Below are 15,516 nucleotides of genomic sequence, written 5' to 3' on the forward strand. Positions count from 1 at the left end.
CGGCAAGCGGTTAAGGTCGCCGAGAGTATCTGCGGCCTTGGGCAGACTGTAGTAGTGGAAGGTTTTACCGCCAGCCTCCAGGCTGGAAAGGGTATTCAGACTATCTTTGCTGAGACTTTCGTTCGACATGTGGTGCCTCCTTTTCGTCGTTATCCGCGTGTTCCGGAAGGCTCTTTCGAAGCCCTTTCAGCAACGCATCGACCGGGAAAGCATTCCCATCCTGGGCCATAGCCTGATGAAAGGACTCCACAGCGTGAAGTCACCTTTAACTATTGCAGCAATTAACGAGAGTTCAACCGCGGGCCGATGAATGTTCGACATCAGTGCGGTGAATATCAGACCAACGTTGGAGAGCCGGGCGGCTCTCCAACGTCACACCCTGGAAGGATTAGATGCGATAAAGCTTTACCAGTTCATTCAGTTTTTCGGTAACCGACTCAAGCCCCGTTGCCATGGTTCTGACCCGCTCTGCCTCGGACACCACATCGTTGTTGCGGTTGGCGATGGAATGAATATTCTCGTTGATCTGGAGAGACGTAGCCGCCTGCTCCTCCGAAGCCGAGGCGATCTGATAGTTCATTCTGGACACCTCGCTGATGGCGGCTTCCACCTCGCGGATCGCCTCGCCGGTTTCCCGCATGGCCCGTGTGGATTCGGAAGAGCGGGTACGCCCCATTTCCATGGATGCCCTGGTGGCTTCGGAGATTTCACTCAATTCGCCGACTGTCGTCCGAATCTGGTCGGTAAACTCCTGGGTGCGAAGGGAAAGCGCCCTTACTTCATCCGCTACCACTGAAAATCCACGGCCATGTTCTCCGGCCCTCGCGGCTTCGATGGCGGCGTTCAGGGCCAGCAGATTGGTCTGCTCGGAGATCGCATTGATCGAGCCAACGACAGAGGAAATGGATTCGATTTTTTCGCCCAGCTCATCGACCCTTTTGGCACTGCTCTCAAGTGCCTCATCGGTTGCCTCAGTCAGTTTGGAGGCGTTGGCCATGGCTTCTCCGCCCCGGCTGGCGGCGCCAGAAGCATTACTGGCCGCATCGGACGCCTGCTGCGCGTTACTGGCCACTTCCTGGATACTGGCAGACATTTCGTTGGTGGCCGTGGCGGCCTGATCTGTCTGGACCTGCTGCTCATTGGCGATCTGTGTCGTGGTATCACTGACGCTGGCCATTTCATCGGCGTTTGAGCGGAGTTGCTCCGACAGCTCTCTGAGCCTGGCAATCAACTCAACGAACCGCTCAAGCATATTATTGAACGAACTGGCCGTGACGCTCTTGTCTGCTTCATCAAGACGGGCCGTCAGATCATTGTTGCTGTCGAAGCCCCGGATAATCTCGATAATCCTGATAGACTGCTTTTGCTCCGCGCCCATTCGAATCGCGAAGAACACCAGGATCGCCGCCTCGAAAACCACGAACGCTGCGTGCAGAAACGCGATCGACCAGCTGCAGTCATAGTTGAAGATCATCAACGGCATGTTGCCAAAGGATGCACCACTCAGCTGCAGGCCCGTCAGCGCCAGGTGATGAACGGCAATGGTACCTGCCGCAACCACTACCGGCAGCCAGTCCCGATAAATGATCACCAGAGCCAGGGCGGCAAAGATGTGGAAATGCATTTCAATGCGTCCCATCTGGGCCTGGATCATGATGGCCGAGAACAGCATCAGGCAGACCGCAAACAACGAGGACAGGGCCCGGGTTCCCCGCAGGGTGAAATAACCGGCCGCCGCAATGCCGCCCACCAGTAAGGAAGCAACCAGAGCGAAAGTGGTTGTCCCGTAACCCATAGGAACCAACAGGCCGACCACCGGGACATGAGCCAGGAGGATGAGCAACATCTGGCGATCAGTGCGCTCCCGTATTTCAACTTCATAAGACTGACTGGTTACCGCTGTAGTCATATAGCACTCTCACTCTTGTTTTCTTTCAGTAAGCGGCGAAGATCCTGTTCAACCAAGTCAAGATTCAGATCCGGTGAGGCGTAAACCAGTCTTCTCCGGAAGTCTGGTGTCACCACATGCAGCCTTGCACTGTGGGCAATCGAGTCATTCGGTGCACCACCCTGTTTAACGGCAAAATCGTTGTAAGCTGAAGCCAGTTTTTGAGCAGACTGGTGAGTTTCAGGCCTGTAGGACCTGAATGCTTCCCCGAGGCTTTCTGTTGTCTGTTGCAGCGCTTCGGGCGTATCGTTTTCCGGATCGAGGGTGACAAACAGGAACTCCACGGGCGAGTCCTTCAAGCGCTGGCTCAGGTCCAACAGGTTGACCAATTGAACCGGGCAAACGGTTCCACATTGGCGATAACCGAAGAAAACAACGGCAAGGCCGTTCTGCGGAGGCTGGTAGCCAATCAAGTTCTCTCCCGGCTCATCAATCGCCATCCCGTAAAACCCGCTGTTGTTGAGCAGCGACGGCATCACCGGGAGCGCGAGTGCCAGCAGGAAAGCTGCGGCAAAAAGCAGAATACTGGTCGTTTTCCTGTTCACTTTTCCTATCCGCTAAAAATCGCCGCAAGTTTGCAGAGAAATTTGAAACCGGGCTATAGGTGCATTGCGCAACCTTTACCCCGAAGTACTTGCAATTGCAATCTTTTACGGACTCGGAAAGCGACAGATCAGTTTTTGTTGTAATAAAAAGTAAGGTTTAGGGGCTTGTTACATCTGGCGCTCGCCATAAAGCTGGGCGTAAAGGCCCTCTCTGGCAATCAGTTCCTCGTGGCGTCCCTCCTCGATAATTCGGCCGTCCTCGAAAACACAGGCGCGGTCTGCCTGCTTAACGGCACTGAGGCGATGGGCAATGATCAGGGTGGTGCGCTGTTTCAGGAATGCTTCGAGGTCCCGATGGAGCTGGAACTCGGTTTCCGCATCCAGCGCGGAGGTGGCTTCGTCCAGGATCACCACCGAGGGGTCAGACAGGATCATCCGGGCGATGGCCAGCCGTTGACGCTGGCCGCCAGAGAGCCGGACGCCCTGGCGGCCGATCACCGTATCAAGCTGGTCATGCATGGCCGCAACCGTGGTATCAAGCTGGGCAATTCGCAGCGCGTCCCAGAGTGCGGTATCGGGCTTGTCCCGCCCGAGAGTCAGGTTCTGGCGAACGGTATCGTTGAACAGCGCCGGATGCTGGAGCACCGTCGCCACATGCTCACGAAGGCAGGGCAAGCCGATACGCTGAACCGGCACTCCATCAATCAGCACCTCACCCTGCTGGGGCGTGTACATGCCCAGGATGACCTGGATCAGCGTGGACTTGCCGCCACCACTGGCACCCACCAGGGCCACTTTCTCACCTGGCGCCAACTCCAGGTTGATGCCCCGAAGGACCTTCTCTTCGCCATAGGCAAAGTGAATATTTCGGAGGGTGAGTCCCACGGTGTGGCGGTCGCGAAACGGGTTCTCAAGCGCCGGATAGCGGGGTTCCTCTTTCAGGTCCAGCAATCGGTTGATCCGCGCCAGGGCGGCATTGGCGGCGAACCAGGCGTACTGCATGTTCAGCATTTCCTGAACCGGGGTCAGCATGAACCAGAGATAGCCGAAAATGGCGAACATCATGCCGATACTCAGGTCGCTGAACAGCACGGTCACCATGGCCGCGGCCCGGAAGGCATCGACACCAAACTGGAACAGGGCGAAACTGGCACGGCTGGCGGCATCGCTGCGCCACTCGAACTGTATGGCGTGGTCACGTACGTTCCGGGCGCGGTCGATCAGCTGACGCAGGTAATGCTTTTCCCGGTTGGCCGCCCGCAATTGGTGAATGGCGTCCAGGGTTTCGGTAAGGTCCCCCTGGAACTCCTCGTAAGCGCTGTTCTCCCGGCGCTTCAGTTCCTTGACCCGCTTGCCGATCAGAATTGTGGCGAAGATCACCAGCGGATTGAACAGCAGGATCAAAAGGGCCAGCTGCCAGTGCACCCAGAGCAGCACCAGGGCGGTACCAAATACCGTCAGACTTGCCACCAGAAACCGGCTGATGGTGGTACCCAGAAACTGGTCAACGGTATCCAGATCGGTAATAAAGTGGCTGCTGATCCCGCCAGAGCCGCGGGTCTCATACTCCGACATGGCAACCCGCTGCAAACGCCCGAGCAGCCGGGAACGGATTCGGAACACCACATCCTTGGAGACCTTGGAAAACTCCCGGGACTGCAAGACGTTGAACGACAGTGCCGCCACCCGGAGCAGAAATGCGGCCACCACCATCAAACCGATATAAACCACCGGCGTTTCCCAGCTCCCCGGCAGTAACGAATCCATAACCGGCAACACCGGGCCAGGCTCGTCCAGCAGCACTTCATCTACCAGAACCGGAAGCAGCAGGGGCACCGGCACACTCATGACGGTGGCCATGATGGCCAGAAGATTGGCACGCACCAGTCTTGGCTTGTGCTTGAGCGCAAGGCTAAAGATACCCCGCCAGGTGTATTGCTGCCGGGTTTCACGGGTGTCGATACCGGTTACGCTGTTCTGGGGGTGTTCCAAGCAACCTCCGGATAATGAAATGTGCCCGGTTGGATACGCCCGGGAATTCACAATAGTCTACCTGTTAACTGGTTTGCTGCGCTCAAAACCGACATCTGTCATCATGAGCCAACGATTTTCTGATGGACCAGGACACAAGCACCTGTGAAACACGATTGCCACTACCATCCCGGCGACCCCGCCAAATGGCACTGCGGAGAGTGCCAGATTCACTACTGCAGCCGCTGCATGCCCGATGCCGACACCCGCCAGCGCCGGGCTCTTTGCCCGCACTGCAGCAAGGCCATGCGATACCTGGGCGCCGCCACCGAAGTGGTTCCGTTCTGGCAGCGACTCGGCGCGTTCTTCCGCTACCCCTTTCATACCGATCCGCTGATCGTCATCGCCATCTGTACGCTGGTGCCGATAATCGCACCGGCCAACCTGATCGGCATCCTGATCTGGCTGGTGCTGGCCCTTGCCCTGTTCAAGTACACCTACGCGGTGATCAATCACACCGCTGAAGGCCATCTGAAACCACCTGCGGTCTCCGTCGCCTTCACCGGCAGCGGGTTCGATATTGTTGTCCTGCAACTGCTGGTGTTCGTTCTGATGGGGGGGCTGGTTGGCTCTGCCGCCATGCTCGGAGGGCCAATCCTGATGCTGCTGGCGCTGGCGTTTGTCATTCTGGCGCTGCCAGCGAGCATCATGGTGCTGGCCATGGAGCGCTCGGTCGGTGCGGCGGTGAACCCGATGAATCTGGCGGTGCTGATCTCGCGAATAGGCACCCCCTATTTCCTGCTCTACGGCTACCTGATCCTGCTCACCCTCGCCTCGGGCGCGGCCCAGGACTTCGCCGTGAATCACTTCCCGTTCTGGGTGGCCCAGCCCCTGGCCGGCTTCCTGAACAGTACCTTCACCCTGATCCTGTTCCACATGCTGGGCTACCTGTTGTTCCAGTACCAGGAAGAGCTGGGATTTGCCTCGGATATCCAGGATGAAACCGTCGGGCAGGACACCCATCAGCGCGACCGTAGCGCCCGCTTCGATGCCGATATCGACATGAACCTGAAAGACGGCAATTACGACCGGGTGCAGAGCATGTTGAAGGAAGCGCTGAAGCGGGACCGTGACAACGCCCTGAGAATCGGCCAGCTTTACCAGTTACTGACAGCCCGCCAGGACACCGACGAACTCTACCGGTATCACCCTCGTATTCTGGGTTGGCTGGCTGATCGCAACGACGGTGAGGGCATCGCCAGTGTGTTGAATACAATTCAGAAAGCAGAGCCCGGCTTCAAGCTGGATGATCCGGACTTGTCGGTGCGCTGCGCCCGGGCCCTGTACCACCGGGGCCAGTTCAAACCAGCATTACGGGTGCTGCAGGATTTTCACAAGCGCTTTCCGGACAGCGAGCAGCTGGCCCCGGCCTATCTGCTGGTGGCCCAGACCCTGGCGAACGGCCTCTCCCAGTGGGAAAAGGCGACGGCCTTCCTGACGTTTATCCAGAAAAAGTGCGTGAACCATCCGCTGCATGAGCAGATTACGGTTTATCTGGAGCAGGCGCAGAATAAAGAGCCTTTGAAGGGACCCAAGGCGTCTTTTTCGGTTCAGGAGTAAGGCAGGGTCAGTTGGCCTGCAATAGCTGGCGATAGTGACGAGCCTTGGGCGCCATCTGGCGCTTTTCAAACTCCTCCATCAGCAACCGACAGGCCTCCGTTGTCAGCATTTCGTCCCCCGTGCTTTTCAGCCGTTCGAAGGCTTTCTCGGCAGCTTTCAGGTCATGTTGTTTGAGGCTGGTGAACAGGACCCGGTTATGGTCTTCCGCGGCTAGCGGCTGATAGCTCTCCCCTTTGCCCAGGTATTCCTGCCAGATGGCAATCATCTTCTCTGGCTGGCGACGGCTGAGGGCATCGTTCATCAGCTCTTTGGCGCGATCACGGTAGGCGGGCAGATCCGGGCGGAGTTTGGCCAGTTGGTAGAGATGTTCGAGCAGAATGTGCCGGTCCGGATAATGCTCCCGCAAGGCCTCGAATTGCCTCTGGGCCAGATCAAACTCCATACGGCCCAGGCTGGCCATGGCCTGGGCATAGCCGGTGGTGAACCGGGCATCCTGCGCTTCCTCTTCCGGCTCGAAGAATTCCTCGCGCACCTGCAGCCAGCTCTTGCCCAGCAGCCAGACCAGGCCGGCGCCGGCGATCAGGCCTCCCGCGTGGGCCATGTAGGCGATGCCGGTGGCACCGGCGTACCAGTAATCGTAGATTTCCTTGCCCACCCACACCGGGAGCAGAGCGATGGCGGGTGCCCGGAAGTAATTGAAATAGACGCCCAGAAAGTAGAAGAAACGGATTTTCTGCAGTCCGTAAATGGCCACATACATGCCCATCAGGCCGGAGATTGAGCCGGACGCACCGACCAGGGGTACGTAGCTGCCCGCCGAAAACGCGGTAAACATCAGACCTGACAGGGCCCCGCATACCAGGTAGGCAATCAGGTACCGGCCCGGCCCCAACGCTTTCTCAACGGTAAATCCGAGCAGGAACAGGAAGATCAGGTTTCCGATGATGTGGCCCCAGCCGCCGTGCAGAAACTGGTAGGTAATCAGGGTATACAGGGACAGATCCGCCGGCACCAGACCAAGCTGGTTGGCACTGAGTTTCTGGAGGTACTGCTGCTCGACCACACTGCGTTGTTCCTGCCAGTGGGCGCGTTCCGCCGGCGTCCAGATGACATCCCGGTTCTGCAGCAGGTACTGGTAGAACTCACGATCCATCATCAGGTTGATGGCCAGCCAGAAATTTTCGTTCTCTTCCCGAAGTTGCTGGAACTGCTGGAGCTCGTAGACACGGCTCTCTTCGCCCTGGAACTGGATTTGCCGCTGCAGGTAATCCTCGTAGGCCGGTGCCTCCAGCTCGTGAAGGTCGGCGGTCAGGTATTGCTCAACCGCTTGCTCGAGTTTGCGGCTATCGCCCCCCTGATAAAACAGAAAAACCAGCAGACAGGCCATGATCAGGCCAAACGTGACCCAGGGCGGGCGTTTCCAGTTAATGGCGTTTTCGGCGGGGATAATCAGCATGGGCGGTCACAATTCATCATAATCTGTCCCTGAAAGTCTGTTTTTTACCACAGCGGCGCCTTCTTTTCGCGTTCAAATGGAATCCAGCGCAAAGGTCGATGCGGGTCAATACCGGAAATGTGGCACACCCCACAGAGTCGGAACAGCCTGAACATCAAGCCCGACTGTCATTGGGACGTCACACAAATGACATTTAATCTCTTCCATCGAAGGACTGTACCGGGCCAGATATCGACCTTTCGCCAATTGCCGTTATTCCTGCGCAGGCCAATAGTGACCAGGAATAACAAGAAAAACCGGATACCGAACCAGGGATTTTTCAGATGACCGTACTTGTATTGGATAACCCGGAACTGATTGCCAATGCCGCGATAGCTGCAGGCTTCACCACTGCCACCTTCGGGGCCGGAGCCAGGCGCCCGCACCGTATGAAGTTCCATTACGGCTTCAATAAGCACTCGCTGGACAGCGACGACATTGCGTTCCTGAAACAGCATGCCGCCTACCTGAAGGACCATCCTTCGGTCACCGTCAGAATTCATGGTCATTCCGATAACTTCGGCTCGGAAGACTACAACCGGTTTCTCTCCCGATTGCGGGCCAACGCCGTAGCGCGGATTCTCATGCAGGAAGGCGTTCAGGAATCCCGGATTCTCATGGCTCACTGGGGCTCAGCCCGCCCTCTGGCGAGACCGGAAGACCGTGCCGCCAATCGACGCGTAGAGCTGGAATACCTGACCATGGATGTGGCAAGGGCACTCTGAATAAGCACTTGGCAGACAAAAGAGGGGGCCAGGCCCCCTCTTCTTGATATTGCCCACTCCTTCGCCGTGAGGCCTGTTCTAGCCGTAGACCTGCCAGACATTCCAGAGCAGCAATAGCGCAGCTACCAGAATTGCCAGCCAGGTCAGCAGAATGCCGATCATCCGGGCCTTGTGAGGGCCACCACGGCCATTGATCATGCCGAAAGCGTGGAGAATGCGGCCCACCACGAGTGCCATTCCGGTCCAGTAGATCAGAGCGCTGGCAACGCCATTAAGCTCAGCGATGGCAAGCATGATCAGACCAAGAGGGGCGTACTCCACCAGGTTGGCGTGAGCGCGGACGGCCGCCTCGAAATCCTGGTCATCGTTGATGCCCAGGCCCTTTTTATACTTCAGACGATATTTGACCACCTGAGCCGACAACACCAGCAAAAGAATGCCGATGACGGCAGCAAACACTCCGGTTACGGGTACAATCATGCTCAGGCCTTCTTGATTGCACTGACGATCGCCAGAAGCAGCACCGCACCCACCGTTGCAGTCACCAGCTCACCGACAGCGCCCTGGGCCGCCAGCCCTAATAGCCGGAATACAAAGCCGCCGAGAAAAGAGCCGACAATACCAATACCGATGTTGGCCAGAACACCAAAGCCACGGCCTTTCATGATCAGACCAGCCAACCAGCCGGCCACACCGCCGATAATCAGAAACAGAATCAGGTTCATCTTTTGCCTCTCCCTGAGGGTCGTTGAACGAAACGATCAGTCCCGCAAGACTGCCCTGTTTGACGTGGTGCTTCAAGCACTTCCACGGGCGTGGATTACAAGGCAGCGATAGTCTCGGACATTGTCTTATGACAACGGGCCATCAACTCCGGTATATCCTCGGCGGTCAGGCCTTCGGTTTCGATGGGCGGCAATACACGGATGGCGACCGATTCACGCCGGCCGCTCCAGCCTTTGGCCTGATCGGCATATTCCTGAACACAGACCATCGTGATCGGCGCTCCGGATGCCACCGCTGCGTGAAACGCGCCTTTCTTGAACTTCTGAAGGCCCCTACCCTTGCTACGGGTGCCTTCGGGGAAGACCCAGAGACTTTTCCGGTCCCGGGCGATGGCCCTGCTGGTGGCCTGCATGACCGCAATGGCCTTGTGGGAGCGACCTCGATTGAGGATGACATTGCCACCAAGCCAGAACACCTGGCCAAAGAAAGGCACCCAGATCAGTGACGATTTGCCAACGGTTACGGTACGCGGCGGCAACAGGTCGCCCATTACAAACAGGTCGTCATTGTGCTGGTGATTGGCAATGACCACAGTAGGCCGGTCCTGCGGCATGTTTTCCCAGCCTTCCAGGGGGCGCTCCATGCCAAGGACAGCCCGGCCGAAACGCGCCACGGTGCGCCCCAGGAAACGGTTGTTATCCGGATTAAAGGGCCGGGCGGCGTAGAACGCCAGCGCAAAGAGACAGATCACCGGCACACTCAGCCACGCCAGCAGTTTTCTGATAACACCCATGCAACCAAACTCTGTAGCCAAATTCAGGCGCACAAGTGTACGCCAAACTTATATTCCGGCAACAGTGTCAATTTGTTCCCTCTGGTTACCCGTTGCCGAGGCTCTCACCACATACCGGAGGGGCCCACTGGCATCAACGCTGTCGAACGGGTAGCAGGTCACCAGTAACAGGGTCCCCTCCGGCAATCGCTGGGTATCGATCAGCTCCGACCGACTGTCGACCACCCGCGCACCCTCAACATGGTAACTCTGCCACCGGCCATCCCGACGTTGCAGGCGAACCTCGGTACCGGTTTCCAGCGCTTTCAAACTGCGGAAATGCGTATCCCGGTGCCCGGCAATGATCACGGCCCCGCCATGATCGCCGGTACCCGTCAATTGGCCCGGACCGAAAGCCAGGCTCTCGCCGTGGGTATCGGCCAGAACAATCATCGAATCGTTCAGCTCCGGGATGGCCAGACGCCCCACCGGCCAGGTATCCGCCCACGGCCAGGGCCTTGACTCTGTTTGCCGCGCCTGGCTTTCAGCCCAGGCGATTTCCAGTAATTCCTGGGCGACAATCGCCTTGAGCGGAATCCATAACCCGAATACCAACAAGGTAGCAGAGCTGGTGAACAACAGAAGCAACAGCCTTGTCATGAGAATGCCCTCCTCTGCAGCAACACAATGGCCAGGGAGAACATCAGCCCCACCAGGCCGAGGGCGATCAGAAGCGGCGCCGACGTTGCCGTCTGCGGATAGCGCAGCATGCCAGCCTGACTTCCCGCCGGCAGCAGGGTTGGGACGCTATCCGATGCCATCGGCGTTTCCGGGCTCCGGGCCGGTGTGGAATCCACGGCCACAAAACTGGTGTAGGCCGACATCAAGCCGTGGCTGACCGCCAGTTCGGTAATGCCGGCCTTGTCCGGCTCCCGGCCCGTCACCCTGGCCTCATCCTCCAGGCTGTCCATCTTCTCTCTCGCCCAATGCCGATGAATCCCGGTTGCTGAGGCGGCCTGCTGCAGGTCCAGTGTTCTGGTCCAGTCCTTGCCACCCGGCAGGCGACCCGACACCTTCAGCTCTCCCATGGCCGGAACACCGCGCACCACATGAACCAGCGGCTCGCCCTGGAACAGATCGCCCGGGCGCCTCGGAAAGGACTCCTTGCCTGTCTCCTGGCCTGGCCAGTCGACCCGGATATCCGTCAGAACCGGCGACTCCATGGCCGAGAATAATGCCTGCAAAGGCCCGTCCACATCGGAAGACGACTGAATGGCGGTATAGGTACCCCGCCCCCAGCGGGCAGCCTCACGCATGAAGTGCCGGTTCGGCGCAGACCCGATACCCACCGTGAACAACCGCTGGTTGCCCAACTGCTGACGGATCTGGCGGAACAGCGCCGCTTCATTGCCGACCGCGCCATCCGTGATAAAAATCACCTGACGTACCCGTGCCCCATGTTCGGTTTCGGATTCACCTTCAAGCGCTCTGGACAAGGCCGGTGCCATTTCCGTGCCGCCATCGGCCCGGAGACGATCAACGTACTGGCGGGCCCGGGCCAGGTTATTCCCGGTCGCCAGTTCCGGCTGCATGAAGAGAGAATGGGTCTGGCTATTGAACTGAATCACGTTGAACCGGTCCCGCGGCGTGAGCGTGTCAAGACCGGCCTGAAGCGCGCTGCGGGCCTGGCGGATCGATTCTCCCGCCATGGAACCGGAGGTGTCGATTACAAACACAAGGTCGCGGGGCAGAACCAGGGCGCCGTTATCACCCGGCACCAGCATCGCCAACAGATAGTCCTCCCCCTCCCAGGCCTGATGAAAGACCGCGGCGGATGGCTCCAGCCCCGCAACCGGTCGCCATCGCACCACAAAATCCCGATTCATCAGAATGTCGCCACCCTCGGGACTTACCGTATATGTCTGGCCATCCTGACGCGTGGCCAGGCGATGCGACGGACTGGAAACACTTTCCAGCGGCAGCCCGGAGTCAATCACCAGCTCAACCGAAGCCCGGTGGCTGTCTGCCGCCACATCACCCGGATTGACTGTAAACGGGCTGATGGCACCCGCATCCGGGACCTCGGTCGTCGGCAAAGCCCAACCGCCCTGCCACTGATCCGGTGCCGGATTGACCGGCGAGCCGGGCATATAACGCGGTGTCAGCGTGGTCGGAAGCGTGAGCTCGAACACTCCGGCCTGATATGCCACCGGCTGCTGGTACTTCAACTCCACCGACACCGCCTCCCCGGGCGGAATATTGGCAACCCGGGCGGTGAACAGATTCGGCCGCTGCTGCTCCACATTCGCTGCATGCTGCCCGGCCTGTTTCGCTTCTTCATAGCTCTTCCGCGCCGTCTCCCTGGGCTGCACCTTCCCCTCAATGGTTCGCTCCCCCACCTTCATGGTCAGACCATAGACACTGGCCTTCTCCGGCAACGGGAACACGAAAACGCCTTCCCGCCACTGGTCTCCGGTATTCCGAAAACGGCGCAACAGCCGACTGTCGGCAATCAACCCACTGACCCGTATGTCGAACTCACTGCCCAATACCATCGCCGGTTCCTGCCACTGGTCCTGGCCGTCGACAAAGTGCAATTGGCCAGCATTGTCTGCCTCTCTGGCTTCGGCATACAGTGGGTGAACAAACAGCATCAACAGGACCGCTAGCCAGAGGCTGACGCCCTCAAGAAAGCGCCTGAACCGGAAACGCTGGCGCCTGGTACCTGGGATTGGGGTATAAAGCCTCAGGGGAGAACTGGAAATAATCATGAGAGGGTCCTTTTGACTGCATGACTGTGCGAAACACCGCCATTTCAGCAATCCGGAAAGGAACTCCCATGGCAGAAAACGACAAACCGCTCCCAAAAAATGATGAATTATGGCAACAGCCGCCTCCGCCCTTGTTCTCAACACCTGCCGTGGTTAAATAGACACACACCGGCCAGGGGAAGCAGCCGCCACCATGAAGAAACACGTTGTATTGATTGAGGACGAACCCGCCATCCGCGACAACTACCGCGCTGCGTTCGAACGCCGTGGTTATCGGGTAACCGCCCATGGTGATCGGGCGTCCGCCTGGCAGGTGTTGCGCCAATCGTTACCGGATCTCGCTATCATTGATGTCGGCCTCGGCGACGAACCGGAGGGCGGTTTTGCCCTGTGCCAGGACCTGAGAGCACTGTCCCAGACCCTGCCCATCATCTTCCTGACCGCCCGTGACAGCGATATTGATTCCGTCCACGGCCTGCGTCTGGGTGCCGACGATTACGTCACCAAAGACATGAGCCTGGACCACCTGCTGGCCCGGGTTACCGCCCTGCTCAGGCGGGCCGATGCCTGGGCCGAAGCACTGCAGAAGCCGGACGAGGTTCTGCAGCGGGGCAAACTTACCCTCAATGTGGATCGAATGACCGTCGCCTGGAGCGAAACACCCATCGACCTCACCGTTACCGAATTCTGGATGCTGTATTCACTGGTCCAGCATCCGGGACACGTTCGCAGCCGGGAACAGTTGATGGAGGCCGCCAGCACGGTACTGGACGACAACACCGTCACCTCCCACATCAAACGCATCCGGCGCAAGTTCCTGCAGCTGGATGAGACCTTTGATGGCATCCAGACCGCCTACGGCATGGGCTATCGGTGGAATGCCCGTGAGGTCTGAACCTTGAACCTGAAACGCCAGCTTTTTGTTGCCAGCCTGCTGATGCTGCTGATTCCCTGGGCGGGCCTGCAATTTGTTCTGGAACTGGATGACGCCCTGCGGCAACAGGCCCGGCAACAACTTCAGGCCCAGGCGGCGAGGCTGGCCGAGACCGCCGGTGACCGGATCATCGGCACCCCCGTTATCTCTCCTGATGAACCGGTGATTTACGTCGAACCCCTGGCCGGCAACCTGAACCTCGACGGTTATGGCGGGGACTGGCCGGGCTACGATGAGGAGAATGAGGCAGGCAGCTGGCAGGGCAGCGCGCGCCCAGACGTTGAAGGGCCATCTCTTCAGTGGCAGGCAACGACCGACCAGCGAAACCTGTATCTGCTGATTCGTATCAGCCAGCGGCAACCGGTTTTCTTCAACCCCGGGAACCCGGATCAGGCCCACGACCGACTCAGACTCTGGCTGAAGCCCGCGCCCGGAAACCTCGCCCGAGAGTCCATACAGCAATCCTGGCTACTGCGAACGCCGGCCCCGGGCCAGCTTTACGGGCTGGAAGAAACAACCCGGCAGCCGGACTACCGCATTTCCGGTTTCATGCAGGACACCGGAGAGGGCTGGCAGATTGAGCTGAAGCTTCCGTTGCCCGCAGACCGAAGCCGGCTGGGCTTTGCGGCCTTGTGGGGGACCGACCAGTCCATCGGAGTCTCCACCCCGTTCGACCCGCTGCCGGTTCTGGTGAGCCGCAACCTGGCACTTGAGCGGCAACTGGAACCACGGCTTAACCCCGGGCAACGCGCGCGACTGGTGGAGCCGGCCGGCTGGGTCATCGCACGGCAGCACTCTGACCCGGGCACCTCAGCCCCGGAATTTGACAGCCTCAGCCCCCTGCAGGTGGTTGAGCAAATCAGTCTCAATGCGCTCCGGGGCCTGGTACGCTTCTACCAGCCAGAACCTGTCGCTATCGAAACCGACACCAACCGCATAGCAACAGACTCCCTCCCCGAGGAGGGGCTGGTTCGCCACGAGGATGACAGTGTCTGGCTGCTGACAACACGGCCGGTATTTGGTGGACGTACGCTGATCCTCGAGCAATCCCTTGATCAACTACTGACACTGTCTGGCTCGACACTCGGGTCGGTCATCGCCCGCAGTACCCTGATCATCGTCGCAATGACCCTGGTCCTGCTCGGTTACGCCAGCTGGCTGTCCTGGCGGATTACCCGGTTACAGAAGGCCGTCAGTGGGAGCATTGATGAGGATGGGCGGATTACCGGTACGGTGCCGGAGTCTCGTGCCAAGGATGAACTGGGCCAGTTGCAAAGGCACTTCAGCCTCATGGTGGATCGCCTCCATGGCTACAACCGCTACCTTGAGAGTTTCTCCCGGCGCCTCTCCCACGAACTGAAAACGCCCGTTGCCGTGGTCCGGTCCTCGCTGGAAAACCTCAACCACTGCGACTCGGAAGACGAACGCAGGCAGTACATTGACCGTGCTGCCTCTGCCACCGAACGACTTCGGCAGATACTGCATGGCATGAGCGAAGCGGCACGACTGGAACAAAGCCTGGACCATGCGGACAAGGAACCGTTTGATCTGGCGGAAGTGGCAGCCGAGGCCACGGCTGCCTACCAGGCTCTGGATAGCAGCCATGAGATCCGCTACGCAGGTCCGGAAGCCGGCTGTGTGATGGCCGGCTCTCCGGAGCTGATGGTGCAACTGCTCGACAAACTGGTGGACAACGCCCGGGATTTCACACCCCGGCAGGGCCTGATTGAAGTGGGGCTGGAAACCACGGCAGGGGAGCTGTGCCTGTCGGTTTTCAACCAGGGCTCAACACTGCCGGAAGACGCCGCAACCGACATCTTCAGCCCGTTTGTCTCAATGCGGGACGGGCAGGAAGAGGGGCATCTGGGGCAGGGTTTGCTGATCGTCAGCCTGATTGCCGACTACCATGGGGCACGGGTGGAAGGCCGGAACCGCACCCAAGGTGGCATTGACGGCGTAAGCTTCCGGGTTATTATCCCAGCCATCCATTCTTGAAACAGGACCTTCCC

At 58.9% G+C, this 15,516-nt stretch carries 14 protein-coding genes; 4 read left to right on the forward strand and 10 right to left on the reverse strand.

Features of this window, described 5'->3' with window-relative positions; translation table 11 throughout:
• From ACESMK_RS00005 to ACESMK_RS00020, 4 genes are all read right to left on the reverse strand, one after another.
• The coding region (locus ACESMK_RS00005; RefSeq protein ID WP_372995399.1) for a hypothetical protein at positions 1–129 on the reverse strand (129 nt) is incomplete at its 3' end.
• Between the two features lie 259 nt (positions 130–388).
• Complete coding sequence (locus ACESMK_RS00010; protein ID WP_372994008.1) at positions 389–1,909, reverse strand: methyl-accepting chemotaxis protein; 1,521 nt, start codon at positions 1,907–1,909, stop codon at positions 389–391.
• Positions 1,906–2,493, reverse strand: a complete 588-nt coding sequence (locus ACESMK_RS00015) for an SCO family protein (RefSeq protein WP_372994010.1) — start codon at positions 2,491–2,493, stop codon at positions 1,906–1,908. Before ACESMK_RS00015 ends, ACESMK_RS00010 begins: the two co-directional genes overlap by 4 nt.
• 168 nt (positions 2,494–2,661) lie before the next feature.
• Entirely contained in the window at positions 2,662–4,485 is a 1,824-nt protein-coding gene (locus tag ACESMK_RS00020; protein ID WP_372994013.1) for an ABC transporter ATP-binding protein, read from the reverse strand.
• Positions 4,486–4,629: 144 nt separating this feature from the next.
• Between ACESMK_RS00020 and ACESMK_RS00025 the strand changes: the two genes are divergently transcribed.
• Positions 4,630–6,084: a hypothetical protein gene (locus tag ACESMK_RS00025; RefSeq protein WP_372994016.1), complete on the forward strand. Its 1,455-nt coding sequence runs from the start codon at positions 4,630–4,632 to the stop codon at positions 6,082–6,084.
• Between the two features lie 7 nt (positions 6,085–6,091).
• On the opposite strand, the gene ACESMK_RS00030 is transcribed toward ACESMK_RS00025, so the two are convergent.
• The gene (locus ACESMK_RS00030) at positions 6,092–7,540 is read right to left on the reverse strand and encodes a rhomboid family intramembrane serine protease (RefSeq protein ID WP_372994019.1); all 1,449 of its coding nucleotides are present in this window, start codon (positions 7,538–7,540) and stop codon (positions 6,092–6,094) included.
• 323 nt (positions 7,541–7,863) lie between these two features.
• On the opposite strand from ACESMK_RS00030, the gene ACESMK_RS00035 reads away from it, so the two are divergent.
• A complete protein-coding gene (locus ACESMK_RS00035; RefSeq protein ID WP_372994022.1) occupies positions 7,864–8,304 on the forward strand; it encodes an OmpA family protein in 441 nt (146 codons plus the stop codon).
• A 78-nt stretch (positions 8,305–8,382) separates the two neighbouring features.
• Here ACESMK_RS00035 and ACESMK_RS00040 read toward each other — a convergent pair whose 3' ends face one another.
• From ACESMK_RS00040 to ACESMK_RS00060, 5 genes are all read right to left on the reverse strand, one after another.
• A complete protein-coding gene (locus ACESMK_RS00040; RefSeq protein WP_372994025.1) occupies positions 8,383–8,784 on the reverse strand; it encodes an MAPEG family protein in 402 nt (133 codons plus the stop codon).
• Positions 8,785–8,786: 2 nt separating this feature from the next.
• Positions 8,787–9,029 (reverse strand): GlsB/YeaQ/YmgE family stress response membrane protein, encoded by a 243-nt coding sequence (locus ACESMK_RS00045; protein ID WP_213477575.1) that lies wholly within the window; start codon positions 9,027–9,029, stop codon positions 8,787–8,789.
• A 95-nt stretch (positions 9,030–9,124) separates the two neighbouring features.
• On the reverse strand, positions 9,125–9,823 hold the full coding sequence (locus ACESMK_RS00050) for a lysophospholipid acyltransferase family protein (protein ID WP_372994028.1): 699 nt from the start codon (positions 9,821–9,823) through the stop codon (positions 9,125–9,127).
• A 48-nt stretch (positions 9,824–9,871) separates the two neighbouring features.
• Positions 9,872–10,462 carry a class GN sortase gene (locus tag ACESMK_RS00055; protein WP_372994030.1) on the reverse strand — a complete coding sequence of 197 codons (591 nt, stop codon included), beginning with the start codon at positions 10,460–10,462 and terminating at the stop codon, positions 9,872–9,874.
• Positions 10,459–12,573 (reverse strand): marine proteobacterial sortase target protein, encoded by a 2,115-nt coding sequence (locus tag ACESMK_RS00060; RefSeq protein WP_372994032.1) that lies wholly within the window; start codon positions 12,571–12,573, stop codon positions 10,459–10,461. The genes ACESMK_RS00055 and ACESMK_RS00060 overlap by 4 nt, the downstream gene beginning before the upstream one ends.
• Before the next feature lie 193 nt (positions 12,574–12,766).
• Here ACESMK_RS00060 and pdsR point away from each other — a divergent pair, with 193 nt between their 5' ends.
• Positions 12,767–13,468, forward strand: a complete 702-nt coding sequence (gene pdsR, locus ACESMK_RS00065; RefSeq protein ID WP_372994034.1) for a proteobacterial dedicated sortase system response regulator — start codon at positions 12,767–12,769, stop codon at positions 13,466–13,468.
• A gap of 3 nt (positions 13,469–13,471) precedes the next feature.
• Positions 13,472–15,502 (forward strand): ATP-binding protein, encoded by a 2,031-nt coding sequence (locus ACESMK_RS00070; RefSeq protein WP_372994036.1) that lies wholly within the window; start codon positions 13,472–13,474, stop codon positions 15,500–15,502.
• Positions 15,503–15,516 lie beyond the last annotated feature (14 nt).

The sequence above is a fragment of the Marinobacter sp. genome, from assembly GCF_041687235.1.
Taxonomy (GTDB): Bacteria; Pseudomonadota; Gammaproteobacteria; order Pseudomonadales; family Oleiphilaceae; genus Marinobacter.

Coding starts and splice junctions, on each gene's coding strand:
- ACESMK_RS00010 (WP_372994008.1), bottom strand. CDS start 1,909: ATGACTACAGCGGTAACCAGTCAGTCTTATGAAGTTGAAATACGGGAG.
- ACESMK_RS00030 (WP_372994019.1), bottom strand. CDS start 7,540: ATGCTGATTATCCCCGCCGAAAACGCCATTAACTGGAAACGCCCGCCC.
- ACESMK_RS00035 (WP_372994022.1), top strand. CDS start 7,864: ATGACCGTACTTGTATTGGATAACCCGGAACTGATTGCCAATGCCGCG.
- ACESMK_RS00040 (WP_372994025.1), bottom strand. CDS start 8,784: ATGATTGTACCCGTAACCGGAGTGTTTGCTGCCGTCATCGGCATTCTT.
- ACESMK_RS00045 (WP_213477575.1), bottom strand. CDS start 9,029: ATGAACCTGATTCTGTTTCTGATTATCGGCGGTGTGGCCGGCTGGTTG.
- ACESMK_RS00050 (WP_372994028.1), bottom strand. CDS start 9,823: ATGGGTGTTATCAGAAAACTGCTGGCGTGGCTGAGTGTGCCGGTGATC.
- ACESMK_RS00055 (WP_372994030.1), bottom strand. CDS start 10,462: ATGACAAGGCTGTTGCTTCTGTTGTTCACCAGCTCTGCTACCTTGTTG.
- ACESMK_RS00060 (WP_372994032.1), bottom strand. CDS start 12,573: ATGATTATTTCCAGTTCTCCCCTGAGGCTTTATACCCCAATCCCAGGT.
- pdsR (WP_372994034.1), top strand. CDS start 12,767: ATGAAGAAACACGTTGTATTGATTGAGGACGAACCCGCCATCCGCGAC.